This is a genomic window from Pseudomonas silensiensis (assembly GCF_050434865.1).
In the GTDB taxonomy this organism is placed as follows: Bacteria; Pseudomonadota; Gammaproteobacteria; order Pseudomonadales; family Pseudomonadaceae; genus Aquipseudomonas; species Aquipseudomonas fluorescens_W.
Window position 1 is genome coordinate 55,796 of record NZ_JBNDJH010000014.1, and the last position, 26,108, is coordinate 81,903.

The window sequence follows — 26,108 nt, forward strand, 5'->3', positions numbered from 1 at the left end:
CGCCATGTTGCAAGTCAGTGTTTATCGCTACAACCCTGATCAGGACGCTGCGCCGTTCATGCAGGAATTTTCGGTCGATACCGGTGGTAAAGACCTGATGGTGCTGGACGTGCTGGCCCTGATCAAAGAGCAGGACGAAGGTTTCTCCTATCGTCGCTCTTGCCGTGAAGGTGTTTGCGGTTCCGACGGCATGAACATCAACGGCAAAAACGGTCTGGCGTGCGTCACGCCGCTGTCCGCTGTCGTAAAAGGTAACAAGCTGATCGTTCGTCCTCTGCCAGGTTTGCCGGTTATCCGTGACCTGGTCGTCGATATGAGCATCTTCTACAAGCAATACGAAAAGGTTAAGCCATACCTGCAGAACGACACGCCGGCTCCGGCCATCGAACGTCTGCAGACCCCTGAAGAGCGTGAAAAGCTCGACGGTCTGTACGAGTGCATCCTGTGCGCTTGCTGCTCGACCTCTTGCCCGTCCTTCTGGTGGAACCCGGACAAGTTCCTGGGTCCAGCTGCTCTGCTGCAAGCGTATCGCTTCCTGGCAGACAGCCGCGACACCAAGACTGCCGAGCGTCTGGCTTCGCTGGATGACCCGTTCAGCGTATTCCGCTGCCGCGGGATCATGAACTGCGTCAACGTCTGCCCGAAAGGCCTGAACCCGACTAAGGCCATCGGTCACGTACGTAACATGCTGCTGCAAAGCGGCGTGTGATTCAGCTGCTGTAAATGTAGTACCGCTGTACCCGTAGATGCTACGGCGCAGGCTTCAACCGGCGCCGTAGTTTTAACCTGAGCAGCAGCTCACAAAGCTGCGGCTCTTATTTTGAAGAAATGAGACAAGCAGGGGCATCCGGGCTGGTACCCGGACTATCAGCGTGATCCTAAGTGGCTTGTTTTAGTCGCTGCATTCGGACTTCTGCAAGCGTGCTCGGTGTCGACGCCGATGGTGTTCCCCTAACCGAGGGTGACCAAGCATGCAAGAAAGCGTGATGCAGCGCATGTGGAACAGTGCCCACCTTTCAGGTGGAAACGCTGCCTATGTGGAAGAGCTTTATGAGCTCTACCTGCACGACCCTAACGCTGTGCCAGAAGAGTGGCGCACCTACTTTCAGAAGTTGCCGACTGACGGCAACTCTGCCACCGATGTTTCGCACTCCACAATTCGCGATCATTTCGTCTTGCTGGCAAAGAACCAGCGCCGCGCCCAACCGGTTTCCGCCGGCAGCGTGAGCAGTGAGCACGAGAAGAAGCAAGTTGAAGTGCTGCGATTGATCCAGGCCTACCGTATGCGTGGCCACCAGGCAGCCCAGCTTGACCCGCTGGGGCTGTGGCAGCGTCCTGCACCAGCAGACCTGTCGATCAATCATTACGGCTTGACCAATGCCGATCTTGATACGACCTTCCGTGCCGGCGACCTGTTCATCGGCAAAGAGGAGGCGAGCCTACGCGAAATTCACGAAGCGTTGCAGCAGACATATTGCCGCACCATCGGCGCTGAATTCACGCACATCACCGATTCCGAGCAACGCCAGTGGTTCCAGCAGCGTCTGGAAAGCGTGCGCGGCCGTCCGACGTACTCCGCCGACATCAAGAGCCACCTGCTCGAGCGCGTCACCGCGGGCGAAGGTCTGGAAAAATACCTGGGTACCAAATACCCGGGTACCAAGCGTTTCGGTCTGGAAGGCGGCGAGAGCCTGATTCCGATGCTCGACGAGCTGATCCAGCGTTCCGGTTCCTACGGCACCAAGGAAATCGTTATCGGCATGGCCCACCGTGGTCGTCTGAACGTGCTGGTCAACACCTTCGGCAAGAACCCGCGTGAGCTGTTCGACGAGTTCGAAGGCAAGAAGAAGGTCGAGCTGGGTTCCGGTGACGTTAAGTATCACCAGGGCTTCTCGTCCAACGTGATGACCACCGGCGGTGAAGTTCACCTGGCCATGGCGTTCAACCCGTCCCACCTGGAAATCGTTTCTCCAGTGGTCGAGGGTTCGGTTCGCGCCCGTCAGGATCGTCGTAACGACCCTACCGGCGAGAAGGTTCTGCCGATCTCCATCCACGGTGACGCGGCATTCGCCGGTCAAGGCGTGGTCATGGAAACCTTCCAGATGTCGCAGACCCGCGGTTTCAAGACCGGCGGCACCGTGCACATCGTGATCAACAACCAGGTCGGTTTCACCATCAGCAACCCGCTGGACTCGCGCTCCACCGAGTACGCGACCGACGTTGCGAAGATGATCCAGGCGCCGATCCTCCATGTGAATGGTGATGATCCCGAAGCCGTGTTGTTCGTGACCCAGCTGGCCATCGACTACCGCATGCAGTTCAAGCGTGACGTGGTGATCGACCTGGTCTGCTACCGTCGTCGTGGCCACAACGAGGCCGACGAGCCAAGCGGCACCCAGCCAATCATGTATCAGCAGATCACCAAACAGCGCACTACCCGTGAGCTGTATGCCGATCGTCTGACTCAAGGCGGTGTGCTGGACGCAGAGCGTGTTCAGGCGAAAGTCGACGAATACCGCAATGCGCTGGACAACGGTCTGCATGTTGTAAAAAGCCTGGTCAAAGAGCCGAACAAAGAGTTGTTCGTGGACTGGCGTCCGTATCTGGGCCACGCCTGGACCGCGCGTCACGACACTCGCTTCGATCTGAAAACCTTGCAGGAACTGTCCGCCAAGCTGCTGGAAATTCCGGAAGGCTTCGTGGTTCAGCGCCAGGTCTCGAAAATCTACGAAGACCGTCAGAAAATGCAAGCCGGCGGCCTGCCGATCAACTGGGGTTACGCCGAAACCATGGCGTACGCGACCCTGGCGTTCGAAGGTCACCCGATTCGCATGACGGGTCAGGACATCGGTCGCGGTACGTTCTCGCACCGTCACGCTGTCTTGCACAACCAGAAAGACGCGGGTACCTACGTCCCGCTGCAAAACCTGTACAAGGGCCAGCCACGTTTCGACCTGTACGATTCGTTCCTGTCCGAAGAAGCCGTGCTGGCGTTCGAATACGGTTACTCGACCACCACGCCTGAGGCGCTGGTGATCTGGGAAGCCCAGTTCGGCGACTTCGCTAACGGTGCCCAAGTGGTTATCGACCAGTTCATCACCAGTGGCGAGCACAAGTGGGGCCGTCTCTGCGGTCTGACCATGCTGCTGCCGCACGGTTATGAAGGTCAGGGTCCGGAGCACTCTTCGGCTCGTCTGGAGCGTTACCTGCAACTGTGCGCCGAGCACAACATTCAGGTAGCCGTACCGACTACGCCGGCTCAGATCTACCACTTGCTGCGTCGTCAGGTGATTCGCCCGCTGCGCAAGCCATTGATCGTTCTGACTCCGAAGTCGCTGCTGCGTCACAAGCTGGCCATCTCGACTCTGGAAGATCTGGCCGAAGGTTCGTTCCAGACCGTTATCCCGGAAATCGATGCACTGGACCCGAAAAAGGTCGAGCGCGTTGTTCTGTGTAGCGGCAAGGTCTATTACGACCTGCTGGAAAAACGCCGTGCCGAAGGTCGTGATGACATCGCCGTCGTGCGTATCGAGCAGCTGTATCCATTCCCTGAGGACGACTTGAAAGAAGTCCTGGCTCCTTACACCAACGTCAAAAATGCCGTGTGGTGCCAGGAAGAGCCGATGAACCAGGGGGCGTGGTACTGCAGTCAACACCACATGCGTCGCAGCATCAGCAATCTCAACCAGTCTCTCGTACTTGAGTACGCGGGCCGTGAGGCTTCTGCTGCACCTGCATGCGGTTACGCATCGATGCACGCTGAGCAGCAAGAAAAACTGCTGCAAGACGCCTTTACTGTTTAACGCCTTCGCGCACCTGAAACCGAATTTAAGGACCCACAGATAATGGCTATCGAAATCAAAGCCCCCACTTTCCCGGAATCGGTTGCCGATGGCACCGTTGCCACCTGGCACAAAAAGCCGGGCGACGCCGTCAAGCGCGATGACCTGATCGTCGACATCGAAACTGACAAAGTCGTATTGGAAGTGTTGGCCACCGCTGATGGCGTGCTGGGCGCTATCGTCAAGAACGAAGGCGACACCGTTCTGTCCGACGAAGTCCTGGGTTCCATCGAAGCGGGCGGCGCTGCTGCCGCTCCAGCTGCTGCCGCTGCTCCGGCCGCTGCACAAGCTGCTGCTCCAGCCGCTGAAGGCGAAGATGATCCTGTTGCTGCACCGGCTGCTCGCAAGCTGGCTGAAGAAAACGGCATCAACATCGCTTCCGTTGCCGGCACTGGCAAAGGCGGTCGTGTGACCAAGGAAGACGTCGTTGCTGCTGTAGCTGCCAAGAAAGCCGCTCCGGCTGCCGCGCCTGCCAAGGCTGCTGCTCCTGCCGCTGCTGCTCCAGTGTTCGCTGCCGGCGATCGCATCGAGAAGCGCGTACCGATGACCCGCGTGCGGGCCACCGTCGCCAAACGTCTGGTTGAAGCACAATCGAACATGGCGATGCTGACTACTTTCAACGAAGTCGACATGACCGAAGTCATGGCCCTGCGTTCGAAGTACAAGGACCTGTTCGAGAAGTCCCACAACGGCGTGCGCCTGGGCTTCATGTCGTTCTTCGTCAAGGCTGCCACCGAAGCGCTGAAACGCTTCCCGGCTGTCAACGCGTCGATCGACGGTGCTGACATCGTTTACCACGGCTACGCTGACGTCGGTGTTGCTGTTTCCAGCGACCGCGGCCTGGTTGTTCCGGTTCTGCGTAACGCCGAACTGATGAGCCTGGCTGAAATCGAAGGCGGCATCGCCACCTTCGGCAAGAAGGCTCGTGACGGCAAGCTGTCGATGGACGAAATGACCGGCGGTACGTTCACCATCACTAACGGTGGTACTTTCGGTTCGATGATGTCGACCCCGATCGTCAACCCGCCGCAAGCGGCCATCCTGGGCATGCACAACATTCTGCAGCGTCCTATGGCGATCAACGGTCAGGTTGTTATCCGTCCGATGATGTACCTGGCTCTGTCCTACGATCACCGTCTGATCGATGGCAAAGAAGCTGTGACCTTCCTGGTTACCATCAAGAACCTGCTGGAAGACCCGGCTCGTTTGCTGCTGGATATCTGATTTCGTTGCACGGGCCGTCCAGTGATGGACGGCCCTCCTGTAATGACCAGCTTCGTCCCACGACGGTCCTCAAAAGGGACCGTCCGGTTTGATTCGAGAAGGAATGACACATGACTCAGAAATTCGACGTGGTAGTGATTGGCGCGGGCCCTGGCGGCTACGTGGCTGCCATTAAAGCAGCGCAACTGGGCCTCTCCACTGCCTGCATCGAGAAATACACCGACAAGGAAGGCAAACTGGCCCTCGGCGGTACTTGCCTGAACGTCGGCTGCATTCCATCCAAGGCGCTGCTGGACAGCTCCTGGAAATACAAGGAAGCCAAAGAAGGCTTCGCCATCCACGGTATCAATCACGCTGGCGTGACCATGGACGTGGCGGCAATGGTTGGCCGTAAAGCCAACATCGTCAAAGGCCTGACCTCTGGCGTTGCCACCCTGTTCAAGGCCAACGGCGTTACTTCCCTGCAAGGCCACGGCAAACTGCTGGCCGGCAAGAAAGTCGAGCTGACCAAGGCAGACGGCACCGTCGAAATCATCGAAGCCGAGAACGTGATCCTGGCTTCGGGCTCGCGTCCGATCGACATTCCACCGGCTCCGGTTGACCAGAACGTGATCGTCGATTCGACTGGCGCGCTGGAATTCCAAACCGTACCTAAGCGTCTGGGCGTTATCGGCGCTGGCGTGATCGGTCTGGAACTGGGTTCGGTATGGTCCCGTCTGGGTTCCGAAGTGGTTGTTCTGGAAGCGCTGGAGAAGTTCCTGCCAGCAGCTGACGACGCCGTTTCCAAAGAAGCCTACAAGACCCTGACCAAACAAGGTCTGGACATCAAGTTGGGCGCACGCGTCACCGGTTCCAAAGTGAACGGCAACGAAGTTGTCGTGAACTACACCGATGCCAATGGCGAACAGAACATCACGTTCGACAAGCTGATCGTTGCCGTTGGTCGCCGTCCAGTGACCACCGAACTGCTGGCATCTGACAGCGGTGTGAACATCGACGAGCGCGGTTTCGTTTTCGTTGACGACCAGTGCGCGACCAGCGTACCGGGCGTTTACGCGATCGGCGACGTGGTTCGCGGCATGATGCTGGCGCACAAGGCGTCCGAAGAAGGCATCATGGTGGTTGAGCGCATCAAGGGCCACAAAGCCCAAATCAACTATGACCTGATCCCGTCTGTTATTTATACTCACCCGGAAATCGCGTGGGTCGGTAAAACCGAGCAGACCTTGAAAGCTGAAGGCGTTGAAGTTAACGTCGGCACTTTCCCGTTCGCAGCCAGTGGCCGTGCCATGGCAGCCAACGATACCGGCGGTTTCGTGAAAGTCATTGCTGATGCCAAGACTGACCGCGTATTGGGCGTCCACGTGATTGGCCCGAGCGCTGCAGAACTGGTTCAGCAGGGCGCGATCGGCATGGAATTCGGCACCAGCGCTGAAGACCTGGGCATGATGGTTTTCTCCCATCCGACCCTGTCTGAAGCCTTGCACGAAGCAGCTTTGGCTGTGAATGGCGGCGCCATCCACATCGCCAACCGCAAGAAGCGTTAAGACAAGACAATAAGAAACCACGGCGGAAGGCCCGTCGTGAGCCTTGCGTGCAAGACTCACCGCGGAATGTCCGCCGGACGCAGCCTTGCGTAGTCTCACCGGTTATCCGGAACACCTACGCAAGCAGCAGTCACAGGTGGTGCGGCACTTGAACAAGTGCAGCACCGAATGCGCAGTACCTAACGAAGACGGTAATAAGCATGAATCTTCACGAGTATCAGGGTAAGCAGCTGTTCGCTGAATACGGCCTGCCAGTATCCCAGGGCTTCGCCGTAGACACCCCGGAAGCAGCAGCAGAAGCGTGCGACAAGATCGGCGGGACCGAATGGGTTGTCAAAGCCCAGGTTCACGCAGGTGGTCGCGGTAAAGCGGGCGGCGTTAAGCTGGTTCGCAGCAAAGAAGACGCCAAAGCATTCGCTCAACAGTGGTTGGGCAAGCGTCTGGTGACTTACCAGACTGATGCCAATGGTCAGCCAGTCACCAAGATCCTGGTTGAATCGTGCACTGATATCGCTAAAGAGCTGTACCTGGGCGCTGTCGTTGACCGTTCGAGCCGTCGCATCGTGTTCATGGCTTCCACCGAAGGTGGCGTGGACATCGAGAAAATCGCTCACGACACCCCTGAGAAAATCCTCAAGGCCACTATCGATCCACTGGTTGGCGCTCAGCCATTCCAGGGTCGCGAGCTGGCATTCCAGCTGGGTCTGGAAGGCAAGCAAGTTGCTCAGTTCGCCAAGATCTTCGTAGGTCTGGCCAAGCTGTTCAAGGATCACGACCTGGCTCTGCTGGAAGTGAACCCGCTGGTGATCAAGGCTGACGGCGATCTGCATTGCCTCGACGCCAAGATCAACATCGACGCCAACGCCATGTACCGTCAGCCTAAGCTGAAGACTTTCCACGATCCGTCGCAAGACGATCCGCGCGAAGCGCACGCTGCGAAGTTCGAACTGAACTACGTAGCGCTGGAAGGCAACATCGGTTGCATGGTCAACGGTGCTGGCCTGGCCATGGGTACCATGGACATCGTCAACCTGCATGGCGGCAAACCAGCCAACTTCCTCGACGTGGGCGGCGGTGCTACCAAAGAACGCGTTACCGAAGCGTTCAAGATCATCCTGTCCGACACTAACGTCGCTGCAGTATTGGTCAACATCTTCGGCGGCATCGTTCGTTGCGACATGATTGCCGAAGGCATCATCGGCGCTGTGAAAGAAGTCGGCGTGAAAATCCCGGTTGTTGTTCGCCTTGAAGGCAACAACGCTGAGCTGGGCGCTAAAGTACTGGCAGAAAGCGGTTTGAACATCATCGCTGCTACCAGCCTGACCGACGCTGCTCAACAAGTTGTCAAAGCTGCGGAGGGCAAATAATGAGCGTCCTGATCAATAAAGACACCAAAGTTATCTGCCAGGGTATTACCGGTTCGCAAGGTAGTTTCCACACCCAGCAAGCCATCGAATACGGCACCAAGATGGTTGGTGGTGTAACTCCTGGTAAAGGCGGCACCGAGCACCTGGGTCTGCCAGTGTTCAACACCGTGAAAGATGCTGTAGCTGCCACTGGCGCCACCGCCAGCGTGATCTACGTTCCAGCTCCTTTCTGCAAGGACTCCATCCTGGAAGCAGCATTCGGCGGCATCAAGCTGATCGTTTGCATCACTGAAGGCATTCCTACCCTGGACATGCTGGATGCCAAGGTCAAGTGCGACGAGCTGGGCGTAGTCCTGATCGGTCCTAACTGCCCAGGCGTGATCACTCCAGGCGAATGCAAGATCGGCATCATGCCAGGTCACATTCACTTGCCAGGCAAGGTCGGTATCGTTTCCCGTTCCGGCACCCTGACCTACGAAGCTGTGAAGCAAACTACTGACGCCGGTTTCGGTCAGTCGACTTGCGTCGGCATCGGTGGTGACCCGATCCCGGGTTCGAACTTCATCGACATCCTGAAGCTGTTCCAGGAAGACCCGAAGACCGAAGCGATCGTGATGATCGGTGAGATCGGCGGTTCGGCTGAAGAAGAAGCGGCTGCCTACATCAAGGCACACGTGACCAAGCCGGTTGTTTCCTACATCGCTGGTGTGACTGCCCCTGCGGGCAAGCGCATGGGCCATGCTGGCGCAATCATCTCTGGCGGCAAAGGCACTGCAGACGAGAAGTTTGCTGCCCTGGAAGACGCAGGCGTTAAAACCGTGCGTTCGCTGGCAGACATCGGCAAGGCTTTGTCCGAGCTGACCGGTTGGGCGATCAAGTAAGCCTCGCGCTTAGCTGACGCTTCACCAAACAAAGGCCACCTTCGGGTGGCCTTTGTCGTTTCTGGCGTTCGAGAAGTTCGCAGGTTTCTGTGGCGAGGGAGCTTGCTCCCGCTCGGCTGCGCAGCAGACGCCAAATGGGGCCGCTTCGCCGCCCAGCGGGAGCAAGCTCCCTCGCCACAGGGTTTAGTTGTGAACATTTGATATGTAAACGCGACACTGAAATGTCGCGTATCGGATAGATCGCACCCTAACAGTGCGTTTGTCGGGCAAATTCGTTAGGCTAGCAGCCATTTTGCGTTTGCGTCCCACAAGGAAGCATCGCGCTAAACGGGTCAGTCCTATACGGACCGACAGCATTTCCCTCACCCCTCAGGGAAATCCCTCTCTAAATTCCGATTCAGTAGTGTGGTATTTCCTTAATGAAAGTGTTGAAAGGCCAGGACATCCTGGCACTTGGTTTTATGACCTTTGCCCTGTTTGTCGGGGCTGGCAACATCATCTTCCCGCCTATCGTCGGTCTGCAGTCCGGTCCAAACGTCTGGATGGCGGCGCTGGGCTTTCTGATCACTGCGGTCGGTCTGCCGGTGATCACCGTTGTCGCACTGGCCAAGGTCGGTGGCGCCATGGATGCCTTGAGCAGCCCGATCGGGAAAGTCGCCGGTGGCCTGCTGGCGGCCGCGTGCTACCTCGCCGTGGGCCCGCTGTTCGCGACACCGCGCACCGCCACCGTGTCATTCGAAGTCGGCTTGGCACCACTGACTGGCGAGAGCCCGCTGGCGCTGTTCCTCTACAGCTCGGTGTACTTCCTGCTGGTGTTCTTCATCTCGCTCTATCCGGGCCGGCTGCTGGATACCGTAGGACGTTTCCTCGCACCGCTGAAGATCATCGCCCTGGCCGCACTCGGCATCGCAGCGTTTGCATTGCCGGCCGGTGATGTCGGCGTGGCCACCCCGGAATACGTGGCGGCACCGTTTTCCCAAGGCTTCATCAATGGTTACCTGACCATGGATACCCTGGGTGCGCTGGTGTTCGGCATTGTCATTGTCAACGCAATCCGCTCCCGTGGCGTCGAGTCGCCGGTGTTGATTACCCGTTACGCAATCATCGCCGGGCTGATTGCCGGCGTGGGCCTGGCGCTGGTTTACGTCAGCCTGTTCCGTCTCGGTTCGGGCAGTCATGAAGTGGCCGCGGGTGCCACCAACGGCGCGGCGGTGTTGCACGCTTACGTGCAACACACCTTCGGCTCTCTGGGCAGCGGTTTTCTGGCGGTGCTGATCTCCCTGGCCTGCCTGGTGACGGCGGTGGGTCTGACCTGCGCCTGCGCCGAATACTTCAGCCGTGTGCTGCCACTGTCCTACAAGACGCTGGTCATCATCCTGGCGGTGTTCTCGCTGTTTGTGTCCAACCTGGGCCTCACCAAGCTGATTGCGTTCTCGATCCCGGTGCTGACCGCGATCTACCCGCCGTGCATTGCCTTGGTCGCCCTGAGCTTCTGCAAGGACTTCTGGCATGAGCAGGGCCGCATCGTCGGTCCGGTGATGCTGGTGTCGTTCATCTTCGGTTTGATCGACGCCCTCAAGGGCGCGGGCCTGGCGGACTGGATGCCGACTCAGTTGTCCCACCTGCCGCTGAGCGAGCAAGGCCTGGCCTGGCTGGTGCCGTCGGTCATGACCCTCGTCGTCGCGGTGGTGTGCGATCGCCTGCTGGGCAAGCGCGAAGAAGCACTGGCCTAAGCCGCTTCATGGCCCGCCACAAGCGGGCCGTGAACACACATGGAAATGCCCCGTATCAATCGATACGGGGCATTTTTTTTGGAGGGGGTGCAGTGTCTTTTTCCTTGAGCTAACGTCGAAGCACTACTTGCTTTGCCAAACACATCACAAGGACCTGCATGTCGTTCATCCACGCCAACATGATCCACATCCTCGCCGCGCTCTGGTTCGTCATCTGCTGGGGCGGCTACACCCGTTATGCGACGTGGAAGGGCCGCGATACCGCGTGCCTGGCCAGCGTGCTGCACCTTTATCGCGAAGACTGGATGCGCCGCATGCTGTTGCGCGACAACCGTATCGCCGACGCTAGCGTGATCGGCAACCTGGAGCGCAACGCCTCGTTCTTCGCCTCCAGCACACTGATTATCCTGGCCGGCATTCTTACGGTGCTCGGAGCCTCCGAAAGGGCAGTGTCGTTGTTGGCGGATATCCCGATGGTGCAACAGGCATCCCAGGGGATGTCGGAGATCAAGTTGCTGTGCCTGGCGCTGGTCTTTGTCTATGCGTTCTTTACGTTCAGCTGGTGCATGCGCCAGTACAACTTTGCCGCCATTCTGGTGGGCTCGGCACCTATGGTCGGTGAGCGTCACGTTTCCGAACAAGAGCGCAAAGCTTTTGCTGCCCGGGCGGCCCGCGTCATTTCCATGGCCGCCAACCAGTTCAACTTCGGACTGCGCTCCTATTACTTCGGCATGACCATGCTGGCCTGGTTCGTCAGCCCGTGGTTGTTCATGTTGATGAGTGCCGGGGTGGTGCTGGTGTTGTATCGCCGGGAGTTTCATTCCGACGTTCTCGACGTGATGGTCTATACACCTACAGAGGCGCCATTGCCCGAGGCGATTAAAGAGGCTGTTTGATGAGTATTCCGTTCTGGTGTGTGTTTATCAGTGCCTTGTTGATTTTTATGGCAAAAATTCCTGTGGCCAAGGCGATGAATGACCAGGGCGGTTATGACAACCACTTGCCTCGTCAGCAGCAGGCGCAACTGACTGGCTTTGGTGCCCGTGCGTTGGCGGCTCATCAAAACTGTTTTGAGGCGTTCATTCTGTTCGCGGTGGGGGTGTTGATGGCTCACACCACGCAGACAGCGGGGTGGCTGATCGACTTGCTGGCAATCATCTTCGTGATTACTCGAATCATTTATTTGCTGTGCTATTGGGTCGATCTGGCGTGGGCGCGGAGCCTGGTATGGTTTGTCGGATTAGTGTGTTCGTTGTTGCTGATGATTAGTCCGACTTTTAGAACTATTTTGCTGTAGCACCTGCTTTGCAAACAAAAAAATCAGGCAAAAGAAAACCCGCACTTGGCGGGTTTTCTTTATCACGCTAAAAACTGTTTTAGTTTTTAGGTGCTTCTTTTGCGGCAGCTTCGTTCGATTCAGCCTGAGCTTTGGCAGCTTCGGCGTTTTCTTTCGCAGCGTCGTTCACTTTATCCTGAGCTTTGCTCATGTCTTGCTGAGCTTGCTCAGCATGTTTGTCGGCTTCTTGAGCTTTGTCCTCGGATTTTTTATCGCAAGCAGCGAGACCGAGGGAAGCGGTCAACATCAAGGCAATAGCTAAAGTCTTACGCATGGGGTGTTTCTCCTTATGGAAAATATCTACTGGCCTTTCGAGCGCAGCCGTTAGCGTTAAGTTCCTCAATTCATACAGATATATAAGTTTATTCCGACGGGAACTTTTACTAAAAACGCCTAGTGCGTTGCCGGAACACTAAGAAGAGTTTTATGAAAATGGCCGAAAACCCCGTTTTTGAGCGCGCTACACGATTTCTATCGGCGCTGCGACATTGTCAGGTACTTGGGCTGCGGGTTCACAGCGCCAGCAGCGAAGGGCTAACCGTCATCCTGCCGTACAGTCCTCAAATTGTTGGCAACCCGCATACCGGCGTGATTCATGGCGGAGCGCTGACCTCGCTGATGGACACGGCCTGCGGCATGTCCACCCTCTGCGTACTGCCCGAGTTCGAAGTTTGTCCGACCCTCGACCTGCGCATCGACTACATGCACGCCGCCGAGCCGCATAAAGATGTCTACGGTTTTGCCCAGTGCTACCGGGTGACCACGGATGTGATCTTTGCTCGCGGTTTCGCCTATCAGGACGATCCCGAGCAGCCCATCGCCCATGTAGTGGGCACCTTCATGCGCATGGGCAAAGCCATCAAGGGCACCAAAGGCTTTGGTGGCGTCATCGCCGGAGGTGCGAAATGACCGATTCCTTCAAGGAACAACTTCAGCAGGCACATGAGCAGGGCGACTACGCCTCGCTGCTGCACTTGATCCCCTACGCCAAACTGATCGGCGTCGAATGTTCGCGGGTGGGGGATGAGCTGCTGTTTCGCTTGCCGGCCAACAAGGACAACATTGGTAACCCTTTATTGCCGGCGATCCATGGCGGGGTGATTGCCGGGTTCATGGAACTGTCCGCTGCGCTGCACCTGCTGATTTTCACCGGTTCGCCGGGTGTGCCGAAGATCATCGATTTCTCCCTCGACTATCTGCGCGCCGGGCAATTTCGCGACACCTGGGCCAGATGCCAGGTTTGTCGGCAGGGCCGTCGGGTCGCCAACGTTGCGATTACGGCCTGGCAAAGCACTGAAGCCGAACCGATTGCCACAGCCCGCGCCCATTTCAAAATTGAAGAGCCCTTGAAATCCTGAACTCAGCCCCCAACTTTGATGACAACCCGCCGCCGACCCTTCAGGTCGCGGCCACTGCCATCTGATTGGAGTTTGATGACCATGAGTGTGGAAACTCAAAAGGAAACCCTGGGCTTCCAGACCGAGGTGAAGCAGCTGCTGCACCTCATGATCCATTCGCTGTATTCCAACAAGGAAATTTTCCTTCGCGAATTGATCTCGAACGCCTCTGACGCTGTCGACAAATTACGTTTCGAAGCCCTGTCCAAGCCTGAGTTGCTGGAAGGTGGCGCCGAACTGAAAATCCGTGTGAGCTTCGACAAGGACGCTAAAACCGTCACCCTCGAAGACAACGGCATCGGCATGAGCCGTGAAGATGCGATCACCCACCTGGGTACCATCGCCAAATCCGGCACTGCCGATTTCATGAAACATCTCTCCGGCGATCAGAAAAAAGACTCGCACCTGATCGGTCAATTCGGTGTGGGTTTCTACTCTGCGTTCATCGTCGCCGACAAAGTCGACGTGTTCAGCCGTCGTGCCGGTGCTGATGCCAGCGAAGGCGTGCATTGGTCGTCCAAGGGCGAAGGCGACTTTGAAGTTGCCACCGTTGATAAAGCCGAGCGCGGCACTCGTATCGTTCTGCACCTGAAGTCCGGTGAAGACGAATTCGCCGATGGCTGGCGTCTGCGCAACATCATCAAAAAGTACTCCGACCACATCGCTCTGCCGATCGAGTTGCCGAAAGAAGTGGCCGCCGTTGAAGGCGAAGAGCAACCGGCCGTTGAATGGGAAACCGTCAACCGCGCCAGTGCCCTGTGGACCCGTCCGCGTACCGAGATCAAGGACGAGGAATACCAGGAGTTCTACAAGCACGTCGCTCATGACTTCGAAAATCCGCTGAGCTGGAGTCACAACAAGGTCGAAGGCAAGCTCGAATACAGCTCGCTGCTCTACGTGCCGGCCCGTGCTCCATTCGATCTGTACCAGCGTGAAGCGCCGAAAGGCCTGAAGCTGTACGTGCAACGCGTGTTCGTGATGGATCAGGCTGAGTCGTTCCTGCCGCTGTACTTGCGCTTCATCAAAGGCGTGGTCGATTCCAACGACCTCTCGCTGAACGTATCGCGGGAAATTCTGCAGAAAGATCCGATCATCGATTCCATGAAATCGGCGCTGACCAAGCGCGTTCTCGACATGCTGGAAAAGCTGGCGAAGAACGAGCCTGAGCAATACAAGAGCTTCTGGAAAAACTTTGGCCAGGTCATGAAAGAAGGCCCGGCAGAAGACTTCTCCAACAAAGAGAAAATCGCTGGCCTGCTGCGTTTCGCATCGACCAACGGTGATGAAGGCGAGCAAGTGGTGGGTCTGGCCGAATACCTGGCTCGCGCCAAGGAAGGTCAGGACAAGATCTACTACCTGACCGGCGAAACCTACGCGCAAGTCAAGAACAGCCCGCACCTTGAAGTCTTCCGCAAGAAAGGCATCGAAGTGCTGCTGCTGACCGACCGCATCGACGAGTGGCTGATGAGCTACCTCAGCGACTTCGACGGCAAGAGCTTTGTCGACGTGGCGCGCGGTGACCTGGACCTGGGCAACCTGGATTCGGAAGAAGACAAGAAAGCTGCGGAAGAAGTCGCCAAGTCCAAAGAAGGTCTGGTTGAGCGTCTGAAAACTGCACTGGGCGACTCTGTTGCTGAAGTGCGGGTTTCCCATCGTCTGACTGATTCCCCGGCGATTCTGGCCATCGGTGAACAGGACCTGGGCATGCAGATGCGTCAGATCCTCGAAGCCAGCGGTCAGAAGGTTCCGGAATCCAAGCCGATCTTCGAATTCAACCCGGCTCACCCGCTGATCGAGAAGCTCGACAACGAGCAGAGCGACGAGCGCTTCGGCGACCTGTCGCACATTCTCTTCGATCAGGCGGCCCTGGCCGCCGGCGACAGCTTGAAAGACCCGGCCGCCTACGTGCGCCGTCTCAACAAGCTGCTGGTTGAACTGTCGGTTTAACTGCGCTGTACAAAAACCCGCTTCGGCGGGTTTTTTTATTCTGGTGTCTTTTACTGGGAGTTAGTCATGAGCCAAATCACTGTTCGTTCCGTCGCTTATCAGATTGATGACCAGCCGTATGAAAGCCGTCTGGCGTTCGATGCCAACCACAAAGGCCCACGTCCCGGCCTGTTGATGGCGCCGAACTGGATGGGCGTCAGCGCCGGTGCCGAGGAAATTGCCAAGTCTGTTGCGTCCAAGGGTTATGTGGTGCTGATCGCGGACCTCTACGGCCAGTCGGTCCGTCCGCAGAACGGCGACGAGGCGGGTGCAGCCATGATGCCGCTCAAGCATGATCGGCTGTTGTTGCGCAAACGCATGCAAGCAGCATTCGATCAGCTGCAAATCCAGGACGAAGCGGCGGTCGATAGCTCGAAACTGGCGACGTTCGGTTTCTGCTTCGGTGGCTGCTGCGCGCTGGACTTGGCCCGCACCGGAGCGCCAGTGAAAGCGGCTGTGTCGTTCCACGGAACGCTGGATTCGCCGAATCCGGCGGATGCCAGGAACATCAAGGGTTCGGTGTTGGTGCTGCACGGTGCATCCGACCCATTGGTGCCGAAAGAGCAGCTGCCGGCGTTTGAAGATGAGATGAACGCGGCAGGCGTGGATTGGCAATTGCTGAGCTACGGCGGCGCGGTGCATTCCTTCACCGATCCGCACGCGAATGTGCCGGGCATGATGATGTATGACGCGAAGACGGCAAGTCGTGCGTTTACCTCGATGCACAACTTGCTGGATGAAGTGTTCAAAGGCTGATAGCAGTTTTCACCCTGACACTCTTGGTGCCATGACTGGCCTCATCGCGAGCAGGCTCACTCCTACATTTTGGAACGCATTCCCCTTGTAGGAGTGAGCCTGCTCGCGATGACGGTGTAATGGTTACCGAAAAAGCTGAGGCAATTCGATCCGCTCGCTTTCCCCCGGCACCGTCGGCCAATCCCCGGCCGCCCAGCGTCGCCGCGCTTCATCGATCAACGCCGGATCGCTCGCCACGAAGTTCCAGTTGATCCGCCGTGGCCCATCCAGCGGCGCACCTCCAAACAGCACGGCATGACAGTCGCTTTCAGCGAACAGCGTCATCTCTTCCCCGACCGGCAACACCACCAGCGAATGCGGTTCTATCAGCTCGCCATCCAGTTGCACCTCGCCGTCCAGCACATACAACGCCCGCTCTTCATGCTCGGTTGGAATCAGCAATGTGGTCGCCGTTTGCAGGTTCAATTCGGCATACAGCGTAGGAGAAAGCACCGGGACCGGTGATTCCAGGCAAAAACCTGACCCGGCAATCATCCGGATCTTCACCCCTAGGTTATCGCTGACCGGTAGCGTGGCCGCCGGATGGTGGCTGTAGTGTCCGGGGCCGTGCTCTTTATCTTTTGGCGAGGCCAGCCAAATCTGCAAACCATGCATCGTGAAGCCGCTGTCCTTCAACGCATCAGGCGTGCGCTCGACATGGGCAATTGCGCTGCCCGCCGTCATCCAGCTGACATCGCCAGCCTCCACCACCTGATCGGAACCGAGGCTGTCCTTGTGCTGGATTTTTCCTTCGAACAAGTACGTGAGGGTCGACAGACCAATGTGCGGATGCTGACGGATGTTCATGCCTTTTCCCGCCTCATAGCGGGTTTCGAGCATGTGGTCGAAAAACACGAAAGGCCCGACGCTGCGGCATTTGGCTGACGGCAGCGGGCGGAGAATCGGCTGGCCTTCGACATCTTCGGCGCGGGGGCGGATCACGAGCGGAGTGTTCATGCTGCATTCCAGGCTGAGCGGGTAATGCGTGGAGCATAACCCGCTTGCGCAGCCCTTGCCGCTATTGGCTGAAGGCACCTTCAGACAGGTGCGTTTCGATGCTGACGTCGGTGGTCGTCATCAACTTGTGGACCGGGCAACGGTCGGCCACGCGGTGCAGCTCATCGCGCTGAGCGTCGGTGAGCACACCTTTGAGTGTCAGTTTGACGTGCAGGGCATATTTACCTTTCTGCTCTTCGCTGTTGTCACGTTTGACTTCAACGGTGACACCGGTCAGCGGGATGTCTTTCTTCTTCGCGTACATCTTCAGGGTCAGGGCCTTGCAGGCACCCAGGGCCGCGTCGAAGTAATCGTGCGGCTCGGGCGCCGAGCCTTCGCCGCCGATGGATGTCGGTACGTCGGCAAAAATTTGATGGTCATCGATCTGGACGCTGTGGCGAAAACCTTCGGCGGAAACGGTATTGACGGTGACAGTCATGGGAAACCTCGCAGGCAACAGGAAAAGTCATTCGATCAAAAAAGACCTTGAAGGTATAGAGCATTGCTCCTGTTACGCGTTCCACTTTCTTGCTCGCCCATTCCCGAGCACTGAATCGTTACCGCTCGGCGATCGAAGCAGTTGAGGCGTTTTGATATCACGTTTTCGTCTTACGCAAAATTTATCCGGGCCGATACCTTCTTAAGCAACCCACTGCAGGGTGATGCAGCACTTTTGGAAGGAACCAGAGCAATGAGTATCAGAAGTCTCAATATTGCGCCGCGCGCGGGTCTGGGTTTTGGCTTGCTGGCGTTGATGGTGTTTGGATTGGGGGCGTTCGCCCTGCTGCAAATGTCGAACATGCGCGCGCAGTCCGATCAGGTCGATGACAACTGGCTGCCGAGTGTGATGGCGGTCGGGGAGATGAATCAGGACACGCTGCGGCTGCGGGCATTGACTATGCGTCTGCTGCTCAATCGGGACCCGCAGGTGCTGATGCAAAACGTCAGCAAACTCAACGAACTCAAAGGCACCATGGATGAGCCTCAGCAGCGGTATGACGCGCTGATCGTGCTGCCCGAAGAACGTGTGCTGTTCGACCGCTTCAAAGCCTCGGAGCAACACTTCCTGCAGTTCCAGACGCAGGTGATGACGCTGTCTGCCCAGGGACGGGTGGAAGAGGCGGCCGCTATCCTCAATGGCGAGATGAGTCCGTTGGCCGATGAAATCAACGTTACCCTCAAGGCATTGGTCGAACTGAACAAGCACAACGCTAACCTGGCGACGGAGGCGGGGCGCCAAGTGTTCAGCCGTTCGCGGGTCTGGGTCGGGGTGATGATCGGCATGACGGCGCTGATGACCATCGGTCTTGCGCTGCTGCTGACTCGCAGCATCGTCGTGCCGCTTTCCCAATCGTTGAAGGTGGCTGAAGGGGTGGCTGGCGGCGATCTCACCGGTGTCATCAGCATCAGCGGCAAAGACGAGCCGGCGCGGCTGTTGCACGCCCTCAAGAGCATGCAGGGGAGTTTGCGCGAAACCCTGCGGCGTATTTCCGACTCATCCACCCAATTGGCCTCTGCGTCGGAAGAACTCAGTTGTGTGACCGAAGAGGCCACCCGGGGTCTGCATCAGCAGAGCCTGGAAATCGACCAGGCCGCCACGGCGGTGAATCAGATGACTGCGGCGGTGGAGGAGGTCGCGAGCAATGCGGTGGCCACGTCCGAAGCGTCTCGGGAGTCCGACCGGATCGCCCAGCACGGTCGCGAGCAGGTGCATCAGACCGTGTTGTCCATCGAATCCCTGGCCGACGATGTCACGGCCAATGCGACCCAGGTCGAGGACCTGGCGCAGAAAGTCTATGGCATCAGCAAAGTCCTGGAGGTGATTCGCTCGATTGCCGAGCAGACGAACTTGCTGGCCCTGAACGCGGCCATCGAAGCGGCGCGGGCCGGGAGTGCCGGGCGCGGGTTTGCGGTGGTGGCCGATGAAGTGCGGGCGCTGGCGCACCGGACTCAGCAATCGACCCAGGAAATCGAGCAGATGATGACTGGCATCCAGCAAGGCACCGATGCTGCGGTCAGCTCGATGCAGCAGAGCAATACGCGGGCGCGTTCGACCCTGGAAGTGGCGAAAGCAGCGGGCACGGCGCTGGAGGAAATCGCCTCGGCGTTTACCCTGATCAATGAACGCAACCTGGTGATCGCCAGTGCCTCGGAGGAGCAAGCGGCTGTCGCGCGAGAGGTGGATCGCAACCTGATGAACATTCGCGATCTTGCGTTGCAGACGTCGGCCGGGGCGAATCAAACCAGTGCGGCGAGCCAGGAACTGTCTCGGTTGGCGGTCGATTTGAACACGATGGTGGCACGGTTCTCGGTCTGAGCACCGAGCGGCTTTGTCGTTCCGGCGATGCTACCGGCTGGCTGTGCAAGGTTGCGGGTGGCGCCATCCCGGCCTATGGTCCAAGCGATACTTTGCCGCGACTGGCGCGCAATGATTCGACGCCGGTCGCTGTCCATCCAGTGCTGATTTACGTAGCGAGGTGACGACATGCCCACCGACTCCCGACCCGCCGTACTCGAACTGATCGGCAATACGCCGCTGGTGCGCGTCAGCCGTTTCGATACCGGCCCGTGCACGCTGTTTCTCAAGCTCGAATCGCAGAACCCCGGCGGCTCAATCAAGGATCGCATCGGCCTGGCGATGATCGACGCCGCCGAGCGCGATGGCAGCCTGCGCCCCGGCGGCACCATCGTCGAGGCCACCGCCGGCAACACCGGCCTTGGCCTCGCCCTGGTCGGCCGTGCCAAGGGTTACCGAGTGGTGTTGGTGGTGCCGGACAAGATGTCCACCGAGAAGGTCTTGCACCTCAAGGCGATGGGCGCCGAGGTGCACATCACCCGCTCCGACGTCGGCAAGGGCCACCCCGATTACTACCAGGACGTTGCGGCGCGGCTGGCGCAGGAAATCCCCGACGCGTTCTTCGCCGATCAATTCAACAACCCGGCCAACCCGCTGGCCCACGAGTGCAGCACCGCGCCGGAGATCTGGGCGCAGACTCAGCATGATGTGGACGCCATCGTCGTCGGCGTCGGCTCGGCCGGCACGTTGACCGGTCTGACTCGGTTCTTTCGCCGCGTGCAACCGGATCTGGTCATGGTACTGGCCGACCCGGTCGGCTCGGTGATGGCCGAATACAGCCGCAGCGGCACCATGAGCACGCCCGGTTCCTGGGCAGTGGAGGGGATCGGCGAGGACTTCATTCCGTCGATTGCCGACCTGTCCAGCGTGCGCCACGCCTACTCGATAAGCGATGAGGAAAGCTTCGATCATGCCCGCCAACTGCTGCGCGCCGAAGGCATACTCGGCGGCTCTTCGACCGGCACTCTGCTGGCGGCGGCGCTGCGCTATTGCCGCGAGCAGACCGAGCCGAAGCGGGTTGTCAGCTTCGTCTGCGACACCGGCACGCGCTATCTGTCGAAGGTCTACAACGACCAGTGGATGAACGATCAGGGCCTGTTGCAGTACAAACATTACGGCGATCTGCGCGACCTGATCTCACGGCGCTTCGAGGATGGCCGGGTGATCAGCGTGGGCCCGGACGATACGCTGCTCACTGCGTTCCAGCGCATGCGCCTGGCGGATGTCTCGCAACTGCCGGTGCTGGAGGGCGGGCAGCGGCTGGTCGGCGTGATCGACGAATCCGACATTCTGCTGGGCATGCAAGAAGATGCTTCGCACTTTCGCATGAGCGTGGCCAGCGCGATGACCGACAAGCTGCAAACCCTGCCTCCAAGCGCCAGTCTGGCTGAACTACAAGCGGAGCTCGACCGTGGGCTGGTGGCGATCATCGCCGACGCTTCGGGCTTCTACGGCTTGATTACTCGAGTCGACATGCTCATTCACCTACGGAGATCCCTTACATGAGTCAACACGACGAAAACGCTGTGCCACGTGCCTTCGCCACCCGTGTGATCCATGCCGGGCAAACACCCGACCCTACCACCGGGGCGCTGATGCCGCCGATTTACGCCAACTCCACTTATTTGCAGCAGAGCCCCGGAGTGCACAAGGGGTTCGACTACGGGCGCTCGCACAACCCGACGCGCTTTGCGCTGGAGCGTTGCGTTGCGGACCTCGAAGGCGGCACCCGGGCCTTCGCGTTCGCTTCCGGGCTGGCGACGATTTCCACCGTGCTCGAATTGCTCGATGCTGATTCGCACATCGTCTCCGGCAACGACCTGTACGGCGGTACTTTCCGCCTGTTCGACAAGGTGCGCCGGCGCAGCGCCGGGCATCGCTTCAGCTTTGTCGACCTGACTGATTTGTCGGCTTTCGAAGCGGCGCTGCAGGACGACACTCGGATGGTCATGGTCGAGACGCCGAGCAATCCTTTGCTGCGCCTCACCGACCTCGTTGCCATCGCGCGCATCTGCCGCCAGCGAGGCATCATTTGTGTCGCCGACAACACCTTTGCCAGCCCCTGGATACAGCGTCCGCTGGAGATGGGCTTCGACATCGTGTTGCACTCGACCACCAAGTACCTGAACGGGCATTCCGACGTGATCGGCGGCATCGCGGTGGTCGGACAAAACGCAGACCTGGCGGAGCGTCTGGGCTTCCTGCAAAACGCAGTCGGCGCGATCGCCGGGCCGTTCGACGCTTTCCTCACCCTGCGCGGTGTTAAGACCCTGGCGCTGCGCATGGAACGCCACTGCAACAACGCGCTGGATCTGGCGCAATGGCTGGAGCGTCAGCCGCAGGTGGCGCGCGTCTATTATCCGGGCCTGCCGTCGCACCCGCAGCACGACCTGGCGCAGCGGCAGATGCGCGGTTTCGGCGGGATGATTTCCCTCGACCTGGACAGCGACCTGGCCGGTGCCACGCGCTTTCTCGAGAATGTGCGGATCTTTGCCTTGGCCGAGAGCCTTGGCGGGGTGGAAAGTCTGATCGAGCACCCGGCGATCATGACCCACGCCACTATCCCTGCGGAGACTCGTGCGCAACTCGGCATCGGCGATGCGTTGGTACGGTTGTCCGTGGGGGTTGAGGATGTCGAAGACCTGCGCGCCGACCTGGCACAGGCGCTGGCGCGGATCTGAATTTCAGCAGGCAAAAAAAATCCGGAACCCTTATCGGATTCCGGATTTTTGTGTGAGCCGGATCAGCTGCCTTTGACAGCCTTGCCGTTGACCGTACCGTCGAGGAGCATGATGTTGTACTCCTTGCCGTCGGTTTCAACCTGTTGCAGACGAACCAGTAGGTAATCCCAATCCTTGGCGAACCACAGGACAGTGATGCGCTTGCTTTGCGTCGGGTCGCGCACGCGCTCGACCTTGATTGCATCGATCTGGCCAGCCTTGGTGTCGACCTTTTCCGAACCCAGCACGCGGAAATCATAGGTATCGACTTCGCCAGCGTCGACGACCTGATAGCTCATGCTTTTCTTGCCAGCGGCCACGTCGTGCTGCAGGGCGAGCTGATAAGTGGATTTGTCGACCATGCCGCGGTTGAGCGGGATCTTGACCGGGTCACCGCGATCGGTGCCGGTGATCATTTTGTTGGTCCAGTCGAAATCCAGGTCAGCCTTCTTGGCTTTACCCAGGCCGCCACGTTCGAAGTGGTAGGACTGCGGCAGCATGGTGTCCTTGTCCAGCGTCAGGGTGCTTTCTTCGGTCAGGCTGGCGATCATCATCGAGGCCTTGAAGCTGAGCTTCCAGGCGCCGTTGGCTTGTTTCGTCAGGCTGCGTTCAGCGGTACCGCTCATGGGCAACTGCTTCCAGTCAGCGGTGTAGCTGGCGGAGAAAGGTTGAAGTTCTGCAGCCTGCGCAAATGGCAGTGCGAGCAGAGCGCAAGCGAAGAGCAGGGCGCGACGCATAAAATCTCCTAGGTTCGAATCAAGTGGCCGCTGGCCGCGAGTAACTTTCCATCCAGTAAAGCACCTTGCTCGCCGAGTGATAAACGACCTTCGGCAAACCAGCGTACAGCCAGCGGGTAAATCAGGTGTTCCTGGGTATGAACTCGCTGCGCCAGACTCTGCGGCGAATCGTGCAACTCTACCGGTATTACTGCCTGTACGACCAGTGGTCCGCCATCGAGTTCCTCGGTGACGAAGTGCACGGAGCAGCCGTGCTCGGTGTCGCCGGCTTCCAGCGCGCGCTGATGCGTGTGTAACCCTTTGTATTTGGGTAGCAGCGAGGGATGGATATTGAGCAGGCGACCCGCGTAGTGGCGCACGAAGTCAGCGCTGAGAATGCGCATGAACCCGGCCAGTACCACGAGTTTGGGGTTGAACGCGTCGATCAGTTCGATCAGCGCGGCATCGAAGGCCTCGCGGCCTTCGAAAGCCTTGTGATCCAGGGTGCGGGTGTCGATACCAGCGTCCCTGGCGCGTTGCAGGCCGAAGGCGTCGGCGCGGTTGGAAATCACCGCAGCGATGCGGGCCGGGCTGTCGCCCGTCCGCGTGCTGTCGATCAAGGCCTGCAAGTTACTGCCGGTGCCGGACAACAGCACCACCACATCACAGGTCTGGGACATCAATGAGCCTTGAGGTTCTTCAGTTCAACCTGAGCCGCGCCTTCGGCAGCGGTGGAGATCTGACCGATGACCCAAGGCTGCTCGCCGGCTTCGCGCAGGACGTTCAGGGCGGTTTCAACGTGCTCTTGAGCAACGCAGATGACCATGCCCACGCCGCAGTTCAGTACGCGGTGCATTTCGTTTTCGTCGACGTTGCCTTTCTCTTGCAGCCAGTCGAACACGGCAGGACGGGTCCAGCTCGCAACGTCAACCACGGCTTGTGCGCCATTTGGCAGAACGCGCGGGATGTTGTCCAGCAGGCCACCACCGGTGATGTGGGCCATGGCTTTGACGGCGCCGGTTTCCTTGATCAGCTTGAGCAGCGGCTTCACGTAGATACGGGTCGGGGCCATCAGCAGGTCGGTCAGCGGTTTGCCGTCGAGCTGGATGTTTTCGATGTCGGCACCGGACACTTCGATGATCTTGCGGATCAGCGAGTAGCCGTTGGAGTGCGGGCCGGAAGACGGCAGGGCGAGCAGGGCATCGCCGGCAGCGACTTTGGAACCGTCGATGATTTCGGATTTTTCCACGACGCCGACGCAGAAGCCGGCCAGGTCGTAGTCTTCGCCTTCGTACATGCCAGGCATTTCAGCGGTCTCGCCGCCAACCAGGGAGCAGCCGGACAATTCACAGCCAGCGCCAATGCCGGTCACGACCTGGGTCGCGGTTTCGACGTTGAGTTTGCCGGTGGCATAGTAGTCGAGGAAGAACAGCGGCTCGGCGCCGCAGACCACCAGGTCGTTCACGCACATGGCAACCAGGTCGATGCCGATGCTGTCGTGCTTGTTCAGGTTCAGTGCCAGGCGCAGCTTGGTGCCGACGCCGTCGGTGCCGGAAACCAGCACGGGCTGTTTGTAGCCGGCCGGGATTTCGCAGAGGGCGCCAAAACCGCCCAGGCCGCCCATGACTTCCGGGCGCGCAGTGCGCTTGGCGACGCTCTTGATGCGTTCGACCAATGCTTCACCGGCGTCGATGTCTACACCGGCGTCCTTGTAGCTCAGGGAGGGTTGCTTGCTCATGATCCAGGCCTTTAGGGGGGATTCAGGGGTAACGACCGAGTCCAGTGGGACCACCGAAAATGACGAAGGCGATTGCCATCCGCGAATTTCAGGGTGCCCGGCTGTTGCCGGTCTGCGAAGGCGCGCGATTTTATCAGGCTTGAGGGGCAGCGGCCATCCTCAGGCCGACGGCAGGGGCATATCCGCTTAAAAAAACCTTCATTGCCCGTGCTGGTCGCCTCCTTCATGGCTGTATAAGGTATCGCTATTAACCGTCTATCGTTATGACAGTGCAAAAACTTACCAGGGTCAGGTGAATGTTTTGCTTGGGGGCGTGGTCACAGCCTTGCTCAATCCGGTTCACGCGGCCTGTTCCAGCCGCTCTTGTCGTCAGGAATCCTCCATGCGTTTTTTTTCCAGATTTTTGTTTGCAGGCTGTTTGTCATTGGTCAGCCTGGCGAGTCATGCCGAAACCGTCAAAAACCTGTATCAGGTGCGTCAGCCTGTCAGTGGTCAAACCCCGGAAGTGCGCGATCAAGCGACCCAGCAAGCGCTGGATACGTTGGTGTTGCGTCTGACCGGTGATCCCAAGGCTGCGCAAAACCCGGGGTTGGCGGCACTGCGCAAGGACCCGCAGCAAATCATCAGTCAGTACGGCTTTGATGCTGGCCCGCCGGAAGTGCTGAAGGTCGATTTCGATCCGGCCACCACGGAGCAGGCGTTGCGCCGTGCCGGACTGTCGTTGTGGGGGGCGAACCGGCCTTCGATCCTTGGCTGGTGGCTGAACGATTCCACCGAGGGTTCGAGCCTGGTCGGCGATGGCCAGGCCAGTGCTGCACCGTTGCGTCGAGCAGCGCAACACCGTGGTTTGCCGCTGCGCCTGCCGCTGGCCGATCTGAGTGAGCAGATTGTCGCCACTGCACCGAATCTGGAAGGTACGGATGCGGCGCCACTGCGCGGGGTATCGGAGCGTTACAACGCTGACGCCTTGCTCGCGGTGCATGCCCGTGAAGAGGGCGGACAGTGGCAGGCCAAGTGGCATTTGTGGCTCGGCGACAAGAAGGAGGCGGGCAGCGTGCAGGGCGCGGATCAGGCCGCGGTGGCCGATGCGGTGATGCTGGCAGTCAGTGAGCGCCTGGCGCCTCGCTTTGTCGTCAAGCCGGGTGCTTCGGGCGAACAATTGCTCGAAGTGCAGGGCATGAACCTGGAGCACTACGCGGCGCTTGGGCGTTTGCTGGAGCCGTTTGGTGCGCGTCTGCAAAGTGTCGACGGCGACCGGATTCTCTACCGCGTCAATGGCAGTGCCGAACAGTTGAAGGCGCAATTGGCGCTGGCCAGGTTGCAGGAAGTTCCGGCCGGTGAAGCGCCGGCGCCCGTCGCACCGGCTCAGCCGGCCGAGGGTTCGGCACCGGTAGTAGCGCCGACTCCGGCACATGTGCCGCAGCTGCGATTCCGTTGGTAAGGTTTTCTTTCTTTATATAGATGCATAGGGAGT

Annotated in this window: 23 protein-coding genes; 17 read left to right on the forward strand and 6 right to left on the reverse strand. The window is 58.9% G+C overall.

Annotation, left to right across the window (positions count from 1 at the left end):
* The first annotated feature begins 4 nt into the window (after positions 1 to 4).
* The 9 genes from QF010_RS20150 (at position 5) to QF010_RS20190 (ending at position 11,891) form a co-directional block, all read left to right on the forward strand.
* Positions 5 to 709, forward strand: a complete 705-nt coding sequence (locus tag QF010_RS20150; protein ID WP_008148594.1) for a succinate dehydrogenase iron-sulfur subunit — start codon at positions 5 to 7, stop codon at positions 707 to 709.
* A 262-nt stretch (positions 710 to 971) separates the two neighbouring features.
* Entirely contained in the window at positions 972 to 3,803 is a 2,832-nt protein-coding gene (locus tag QF010_RS20155; protein ID WP_033056075.1) for a 2-oxoglutarate dehydrogenase E1 component, read from the forward strand.
* A gap of 42 nt (positions 3,804 to 3,845) precedes the next feature.
* Positions 3,846 to 5,066, forward strand: coding sequence for a 2-oxoglutarate dehydrogenase complex dihydrolipoyllysine-residue succinyltransferase (odhB, locus tag QF010_RS20160; protein WP_010456848.1), 1,221 nt, complete (start codon positions 3,846 to 3,848; stop codon positions 5,064 to 5,066).
* A 110-nt stretch (positions 5,067 to 5,176) separates the two neighbouring features.
* Positions 5,177 to 6,613: a dihydrolipoyl dehydrogenase gene (gene lpdA, locus QF010_RS20165; RefSeq protein ID WP_429533781.1), complete on the forward strand. Its 1,437-nt coding sequence runs from the start codon at positions 5,177 to 5,179 to the stop codon at positions 6,611 to 6,613.
* A 200-nt stretch (positions 6,614 to 6,813) separates the two neighbouring features.
* Complete coding sequence (gene sucC, locus QF010_RS20170; RefSeq protein ID WP_008148602.1) at positions 6,814 to 7,980, forward strand: ADP-forming succinate--CoA ligase subunit beta; 1,167 nt, start codon at positions 6,814 to 6,816, stop codon at positions 7,978 to 7,980.
* Positions 7,980 to 8,861, forward strand: a complete 882-nt coding sequence (sucD, locus tag QF010_RS20175) for a succinate--CoA ligase subunit alpha (protein WP_008148605.1) — start codon at positions 7,980 to 7,982, stop codon at positions 8,859 to 8,861. The genes sucC and sucD overlap by 1 nt, the downstream gene beginning before the upstream one ends.
* A gap of 419 nt (positions 8,862 to 9,280) precedes the next feature.
* Entirely contained in the window at positions 9,281 to 10,594 is a 1,314-nt protein-coding gene (brnQ, locus tag QF010_RS20180; protein ID WP_033056079.1) for a branched-chain amino acid transport system II carrier protein, read from the forward strand.
* A gap of 158 nt (positions 10,595 to 10,752) precedes the next feature.
* Positions 10,753 to 11,490 carry a DUF599 domain-containing protein gene (locus QF010_RS20185; RefSeq protein WP_033055885.1) on the forward strand — a complete coding sequence of 246 codons (738 nt, stop codon included), beginning with the start codon at positions 10,753 to 10,755 and terminating at the stop codon, positions 11,488 to 11,490.
* Positions 11,490 to 11,891 carry an MAPEG family protein gene (locus QF010_RS20190; RefSeq protein ID WP_429533782.1) on the forward strand — a complete coding sequence of 134 codons (402 nt, stop codon included), beginning with the start codon at positions 11,490 to 11,492 and terminating at the stop codon, positions 11,889 to 11,891. Before QF010_RS20185 ends, QF010_RS20190 begins: the two co-directional genes overlap by 1 nt.
* Positions 11,892 to 11,970: 79 nt before the next feature.
* On the opposite strand, the gene QF010_RS20195 is transcribed toward QF010_RS20190, so the two are convergent.
* Complete coding sequence (locus tag QF010_RS20195; RefSeq protein WP_033055882.1) at positions 11,971 to 12,204, reverse strand: hypothetical protein; 234 nt, start codon at positions 12,202 to 12,204, stop codon at positions 11,971 to 11,973.
* A gap of 158 nt (positions 12,205 to 12,362) precedes the next feature.
* Here QF010_RS20195 and QF010_RS20200 point away from each other — a divergent pair, with 158 nt between their 5' ends.
* From QF010_RS20200 to QF010_RS20215, 4 genes are all read left to right on the forward strand, one after another.
* On the forward strand, positions 12,363 to 12,839 hold the full coding sequence (locus tag QF010_RS20200; RefSeq protein WP_429533837.1) for a PaaI family thioesterase: 477 nt from the start codon (positions 12,363 to 12,365) through the stop codon (positions 12,837 to 12,839).
* Positions 12,836 to 13,288, forward strand: coding sequence for a PaaI family thioesterase (locus QF010_RS20205; RefSeq protein ID WP_429533783.1), 453 nt, complete (start codon positions 12,836 to 12,838; stop codon positions 13,286 to 13,288). Before QF010_RS20200 ends, QF010_RS20205 begins: the two co-directional genes overlap by 4 nt.
* 81 nt (positions 13,289 to 13,369) lie before the next feature.
* A complete protein-coding gene (gene htpG / locus QF010_RS20210) occupies positions 13,370 to 15,274 on the forward strand; it encodes a molecular chaperone HtpG (RefSeq protein ID WP_033055900.1) in 1,905 nt (634 codons plus the stop codon).
* A 66-nt stretch (positions 15,275 to 15,340) separates the two neighbouring features.
* Positions 15,341 to 16,069, forward strand: coding sequence for a dienelactone hydrolase family protein (locus QF010_RS20215; RefSeq protein ID WP_429533784.1), 729 nt, complete (start codon positions 15,341 to 15,343; stop codon positions 16,067 to 16,069).
* A 123-nt stretch (positions 16,070 to 16,192) separates the two neighbouring features.
* Here QF010_RS20215 and QF010_RS20220 read toward each other — a convergent pair whose 3' ends face one another.
* A complete protein-coding gene (locus tag QF010_RS20220; RefSeq protein WP_429533785.1) occupies positions 16,193 to 17,065 on the reverse strand; it encodes a pirin family protein in 873 nt (290 codons plus the stop codon).
* A 61-nt stretch (positions 17,066 to 17,126) separates the two neighbouring features.
* Positions 17,127 to 17,543 (reverse strand): OsmC family protein, encoded by a 417-nt coding sequence (locus QF010_RS20225; protein ID WP_429533786.1) that lies wholly within the window; start codon positions 17,541 to 17,543, stop codon positions 17,127 to 17,129.
* 252 nt (positions 17,544 to 17,795) lie between these two features.
* Here QF010_RS20225 and QF010_RS20230 point away from each other — a divergent pair, with 252 nt between their 5' ends.
* The 3 genes from QF010_RS20230 (at position 17,796) to QF010_RS20240 (ending at position 22,141) form a co-directional block, all read left to right on the forward strand.
* Positions 17,796 to 19,421, forward strand: a complete 1,626-nt coding sequence (locus tag QF010_RS20230; RefSeq protein WP_033055874.1) for a methyl-accepting chemotaxis protein — start codon at positions 17,796 to 17,798, stop codon at positions 19,419 to 19,421.
* A gap of 168 nt (positions 19,422 to 19,589) precedes the next feature.
* The gene (locus tag QF010_RS20235; RefSeq protein ID WP_429533787.1) at positions 19,590 to 20,966 is read left to right on the forward strand and encodes a pyridoxal-phosphate dependent enzyme; all 1,377 of its coding nucleotides are present in this window, start codon (positions 19,590 to 19,592) and stop codon (positions 20,964 to 20,966) included.
* Entirely contained in the window at positions 20,963 to 22,141 is a 1,179-nt protein-coding gene (locus QF010_RS20240) for a trans-sulfuration enzyme family protein (protein ID WP_033055870.1), read from the forward strand. The genes QF010_RS20235 and QF010_RS20240 overlap by 4 nt, the downstream gene beginning before the upstream one ends.
* Before the next feature lie 62 nt (positions 22,142 to 22,203).
* Here the strand turns inward: QF010_RS20240 and QF010_RS20245 are convergent, their stop codons facing one another.
* From QF010_RS20245 to purM, 3 genes are read right to left on the reverse strand one after another with little or no spacing between them, the layout of a single operon-like run.
* A complete protein-coding gene (locus QF010_RS20245) occupies positions 22,204 to 22,917 on the reverse strand; it encodes a DUF3108 domain-containing protein (RefSeq protein WP_033055868.1) in 714 nt (237 codons plus the stop codon).
* 8 nt (positions 22,918 to 22,925) lie between these two features.
* The gene (purN, locus tag QF010_RS20250) at positions 22,926 to 23,576 is read right to left on the reverse strand and encodes a phosphoribosylglycinamide formyltransferase (RefSeq protein WP_033055867.1); all 651 of its coding nucleotides are present in this window, start codon (positions 23,574 to 23,576) and stop codon (positions 22,926 to 22,928) included.
* Positions 23,576 to 24,634 carry a phosphoribosylformylglycinamidine cyclo-ligase gene (gene purM / locus QF010_RS20255; RefSeq protein ID WP_429512411.1) on the reverse strand — a complete coding sequence of 353 codons (1,059 nt, stop codon included), beginning with the start codon at positions 24,632 to 24,634 and terminating at the stop codon, positions 23,576 to 23,578. The genes purN and purM overlap by 1 nt, the downstream gene beginning before the upstream one ends.
* A gap of 382 nt (positions 24,635 to 25,016) precedes the next feature.
* Here purM and QF010_RS20260 point away from each other — a divergent pair, with 382 nt between their 5' ends.
* A complete protein-coding gene (locus QF010_RS20260) occupies positions 25,017 to 26,075 on the forward strand; it encodes a DUF2066 domain-containing protein (protein WP_429533788.1) in 1,059 nt (352 codons plus the stop codon).
* Positions 26,076 to 26,108: the final 33 nt, after the last annotated feature.